Genomic DNA, 3,978 nt, shown 5'->3' on the forward strand with positions numbered 1-3,978 from the left:
ACGAGCGCGTCGAGGTCGGCGGCGGGCTCCGTCGCCGTCAGCCGGACACACACCTCCGCGTCGGGGTCGAACGCTGGGTCGGCGAGCACCTCCCGAACCGCCGCACGGGCCGTGTCTTTCTGGTCCGAGACGACCGCGTCCTCGAGGTCGAAACAGCACACGTCCGCGGCGGTGCCGGCCGCCTTCCGCAGCAGTTCGGGTCGGTCGCCTGGCGAAAACAGGAGGCTCCGTCGGGGCATGGTCGTGGCTGTCGTGGCCGAGGGATAAATGACACGCGACCGGGCGGTGGCCCGAGTCGGTCCGCCACGGCCCGCCCCGCGCGTCCGCGGGTCATCTCCACGTGGCGGAGCGTCACGCATATGTGACCGCCCGCAAACGGCACTCCCATGCCCGGACGCTACTACGGGGAGTTCGAGGTCGGCGAGACGATCGAACACGCCCGTCGCCGCACGGTGAGCGAGTCGGACAACCAGCGCTTCTGTGATATGACGATGAACCAGCAGCCGCTCCACCTCGACTCCGAGTTCGCCGGCGACACCGAGTTCGGCGAACGACTCGTCAACGGCCTGTATACGATGTCGCTGGCGGTCGGCATCTCCATCCCCGAGACGACCGACGGCACCATCGTCGCCAACCTCGCGTACGACGACGTCGAACACCCGAACCCCGTGTTCCACGGCGACACGATCCGCGCCCGGTCGACGGTCGTCGACAAACGCGAGACGAGCGACGGGGAGCGCGGCGTCGTCACGATGCGCGTCGAGGCGTTCAAGATCGTTCCGGACGGCGACGACGTCCTCGTCTGTTCCTTCGAGCGGACGGTGCTCTCGGAGAGACGGCCCGACGCGACCGAGTGATATCGCTCGCGCCGTGAACGCTCACTCCCCGTCGAGGAGCAGTTCGAGATATGACGTTCTGACCTGATCGGCCGCGTCCAGGCCGAGTCGATCGAGGAGGTCGGCCGCCGCGTCGCGGGTCGCGTCGATGGCCGACTCGTCCTCGACCTCGCGTTCGACTTCGACGTACTCGCCCACGCCGTCGACCGCGTCGAGGGTGACGGTGAACCCGTCGAGCGACCAGTACACCCGCCGCTTCTCGACGGTCGCCGCCGGATCGAAGCCGAGCCCGTCGAGGACTCCGGCGAGCGCCTCGGCGTCGTCGACGGCCGTCTCGTGTTCCGAACGCGTTTTCGACGCCGAGTCGAGCAGCGGTCCCTTGTACGTGAGCCGGGTCGTCTCCGGCGAGTCTGTCGCCGGATCCGCGTCCGTCTCGTGTCGGATCCGCAACGCCTCGTCCGTCTCGGCGAACTCGCGGTGTGGGGCGTCGTAGTAGACGTCCCGCTGTCCGCGCCGACCCGCGCGCTCGGCACCGAGCTCCCGCAATCGGGATTCGACCGCCGCGTGGTCGGCGGGCACCTTGATCTCGACCTCGTACATGGGGGTGCGTCGCCGGCGTGGGACAAAAGCTCGGCGGGAAGCGTTCGTGCGGCTCCACCGATGGCCTTGACACAGCGGACGCGCGAGCGCTTCGAGCGGAACCGTGCGCCTTAAGAGTGTAACGAGTGATGTTCCGCTATGAGCGATCAGGAGCAGGCGGAGGCGGCCGAGAGCGCCGAGGAGACGGACGCCGACGCCGAGTCGGACGCCGAGTCGAACGGTCTGGCCGACGGCGACTTCGTCCGTCTGGCGTACACGATCCGAACCGCCGACGACGGCGAAGTCATCGATACGACCGACGAAGAGACCGCCGAGGAGGCCGAAATCGACACCGACGAGTACGATTTCGAGCCGCGCATCATCGCGCTCGGCGCGAATCACGTGTTCCCGACCGTCGAGGAGGCGCTTATCGGATCCGAAGTCGGCGATGAGGGAACCGTCGACGTTCCGGCGACGGACGCGTTCGGCGAGTACGACCCGGACGAGGTCGAGACGGTCAAGGCCGACAAGATCCCCGAGGACAGCCGCTACCCCGGCGCTCAGGTCCAGATCGACAACCAGCAGGGCCACCTCGAGACGATCATCGGCGGTCGCGCGCGCGTCGACTTCAACCACCCGCTGGCCGGCGAGGACCTCGAGTACGAGTACGAGGTGCTCGAAGCGATCGAGGACCGCGAGGAGAAGGCCGCCGGTATGCTCGGGATGTACCTCCAGGAGGCTCCCGAAGTCCGTATCGAGACCGTCGTCGAGGAGGAAGAAACGGTCACCGAGGACGAGGACGGCGAGGAGACGGTCGAGACGGAGGAGGTCGAAAAGGACGTTCTCTACGTGACGGCTACGCAGGCGATGCAGATGAACCAGCAGTGGATGTTCCAGAAACAGCAGATCGCACAGGACCTCATGAGTCGGCTCGACCTCGACCGCGTCGTCGTCGAGGAGGTCATCGAGGGCGGCGGCATGGGCGGCCTCGGCGGGATGATGGGCGGCATGGGCGGTGCCGGTGCCGGCGACATCGAGGAGGCGCTCGAGGACGTCGACGTCGACGCCGACGAGATCGTCGACGAGATCGACGACGAGTAACGCCGTCACAGACGCGTTTCAGTCACGACCACCGACGAACGGATCGACATCTTTTGTGTACCCGCGTCACCACGTTCACGTATGGAGATAGCACGCGCCCGTGAGGACCTTCTCGTCGCCGCGAGCGCGGGTGTCACGACGGTCGTCCTCGCGGTCGCGTCGAGCGTCGTCGCGACGGTGACCGTCGGCACGATCCCCGCGCTCGCACCGATCGCTGTGTATCTCGCGTACCTCTTCTCGCGGAAGGGCGGACCGTACGGTGCGTGGGACGTCCCGCGGAACTGGGCACTCGCCGCGGTCGGGGTGGGCGGGATCGTGCTCGTGCTCGGCGCGGTCGGCGTGGCGTGATCCCTGACGGGCGGACACCGATTTGGACCCCACACAGGCAGACGAAGACCGGTCCGATCCGGTCCAGCCTCTGATCAGCGGCCTTGTCCCTGATCAGGCGATGTCGCGGCTCGTGTCAACCGAGACCGTGTCGGTCAGTTTGAGTTTGACCGGTTCCTCCAACGCCGCCCCGCCACGGAACTTCGGGACGGCGAGTCGGTTCGCGATCTCCGTCCCGGTTACGGTGGTTCTGAGGTCGAAGACGACGTCGGCGATCTGTTCGGTGGCGACCCGGTTCGCGGAGGCAGTACCGCGTTTGAGCGCGTGTATCACGCCGATCGCGTTCGCTTCGTCGACACGCGACCGGAGGTCGTCGAGAAACGAACGATACCGCACCGGGTCGGAAGCCTCGAGCGGTTCGACCGAGTCGACGATCAACGTCCCGTCGCGCGGGACGGACGCGGCTCGGTCCAGCGTCTGCTTAAGCGGTGCGTCGCCGTCGACCCCCTCGATCGTCGGGTCGCCCGTACGAACGGCGGATCGCTCGAGGGCGTCGTCGACGGCGTCGGGCGATCTGACCGTCGTGAGGTACAGTGTCTCCCGAACGTGTGTGAACGTGTTCAAGAACAACTCGGACTGGCTCGCCGGCTCGGCTTTCAACACGACGACGCTACCGGCCGGGAGACCGCCGTCGAGCTCCCTATCGAGGACCGAGATCCCGGTCGGCAACCGCTCCATGCGACCCACTGGCTCCCGTGGACGTTTGGCTCTGTCGATGGCGGCGGATCGCCCGTGTCCACGTCCCCGCTATCGGTCCCGCGACCGTCGATCCCGTGACCGTCGGCTCACGCGACCCGCCAGCGTCCGTGACCGTGCTCCTCGACGAGCCGATCGACGACGGCGTCGTACGCCGACGCGACGTCCGGGTCCGAGAGCGGGTCGGGTGGTGCAGGCGGAATACGGCCGAGTACCGGACACCCAAGGAGCTCGACGATCGCGTCGGGGACCGACTGTGCTCGCGTGACGACGACGCCTATCGGCCGGCAGTCGAGCCGCCGCGCAACGGCCGCCGTCTTTGCGGCGTCGCGGAGCGCCGGTTTACGAAGCGGGGTCACCAGCACGGACCGGTCGGCCG

General features: G+C 67.7%; 7 protein-coding genes. 3 read left to right on the plus strand and 4 right to left on the minus strand.

Annotation, left to right across the window (positions count from 1 at the left end; translation table 11 throughout):
* Positions 1 to 239 (minus strand): aldolase/citrate lyase family protein (locus tag ACFQEU_RS12345; RefSeq protein WP_379782567.1); only part of this gene is annotated, 239 nt, incomplete at its 3' end.
* 147 nt (positions 240 to 386) lie between these two features.
* Here ACFQEU_RS12345 and ACFQEU_RS12350 point away from each other — a divergent pair.
* On the plus strand, positions 387 to 857 hold the full coding sequence (locus ACFQEU_RS12350; RefSeq protein ID WP_379782570.1) for a MaoC family dehydratase: 471 nt from the start codon (positions 387 to 389) through the stop codon (positions 855 to 857).
* Between the two features lie 21 nt (positions 858 to 878).
* Here the strand turns inward: ACFQEU_RS12350 and cyaB are convergent, their stop codons facing one another.
* On the minus strand, positions 879 to 1,436 hold the full coding sequence (cyaB, locus tag ACFQEU_RS12355; protein WP_379782572.1) for a class IV adenylate cyclase: 558 nt from the start codon (positions 1,434 to 1,436) through the stop codon (positions 879 to 881).
* Positions 1,437 to 1,574: 138 nt separating this feature from the next.
* Between cyaB and ACFQEU_RS12360 the strand changes: the two genes are divergently transcribed.
* Positions 1,575 to 2,516 (plus strand): FKBP-type peptidyl-prolyl cis-trans isomerase, encoded by a 942-nt coding sequence (locus ACFQEU_RS12360; protein ID WP_379782575.1) that lies wholly within the window; start codon positions 1,575 to 1,577, stop codon positions 2,514 to 2,516.
* An 81-nt stretch (positions 2,517 to 2,597) separates the two neighbouring features.
* On the plus strand, positions 2,598 to 2,864 hold the full coding sequence (locus ACFQEU_RS12365; RefSeq protein WP_379782577.1) for a hypothetical protein: 267 nt from the start codon (positions 2,598 to 2,600) through the stop codon (positions 2,862 to 2,864).
* Between the two features lie 93 nt (positions 2,865 to 2,957).
* Here ACFQEU_RS12365 and ACFQEU_RS12370 read toward each other — a convergent pair whose 3' ends face one another.
* Both ACFQEU_RS12370 and ACFQEU_RS12375 read right to left on the minus strand, forming a co-directional pair.
* Positions 2,958 to 3,581, minus strand: a complete 624-nt coding sequence (locus ACFQEU_RS12370; protein ID WP_379782579.1) for an RAD55 family ATPase — start codon at positions 3,579 to 3,581, stop codon at positions 2,958 to 2,960.
* A gap of 107 nt (positions 3,582 to 3,688) precedes the next feature.
* Positions 3,689 to 3,978, minus strand: a 290-nt coding sequence (locus tag ACFQEU_RS12375) for a P-loop NTPase family protein (protein WP_465261141.1), incomplete at its 5' end; no start/stop codon positions are given.

This window comes from Halorubrum tibetense, assembly GCF_042661865.1.
GTDB classification, from domain to species: Archaea; Halobacteriota; Halobacteria; order Halobacteriales; family Haloferacaceae; genus Halorubrum; species Halorubrum tibetense.

Bases quoted from the DNA above. Each gene is read 5' to 3' on its own strand.
- ACFQEU_RS12350 (WP_379782570.1), top strand. From the start codon at position 387: ATGCCCGGACGCTACTACGGGGAGTTCGAGGTCGGCGAGACGATCGAA.
- cyaB (WP_379782572.1), bottom strand. From the start codon at position 1,436: ATGTACGAGGTCGAGATCAAGGTGCCCGCCGACCACGCGGCGGTCGAA.
- ACFQEU_RS12360 (WP_379782575.1), top strand. From the start codon at position 1,575: ATGAGCGATCAGGAGCAGGCGGAGGCGGCCGAGAGCGCCGAGGAGACG.
- ACFQEU_RS12365 (WP_379782577.1), top strand. From the start codon at position 2,598: ATGGAGATAGCACGCGCCCGTGAGGACCTTCTCGTCGCCGCGAGCGCG.
- ACFQEU_RS12370 (WP_379782579.1), bottom strand. From the start codon at position 3,581: ATGGAGCGGTTGCCGACCGGGATCTCGGTCCTCGATAGGGAGCTCGAC.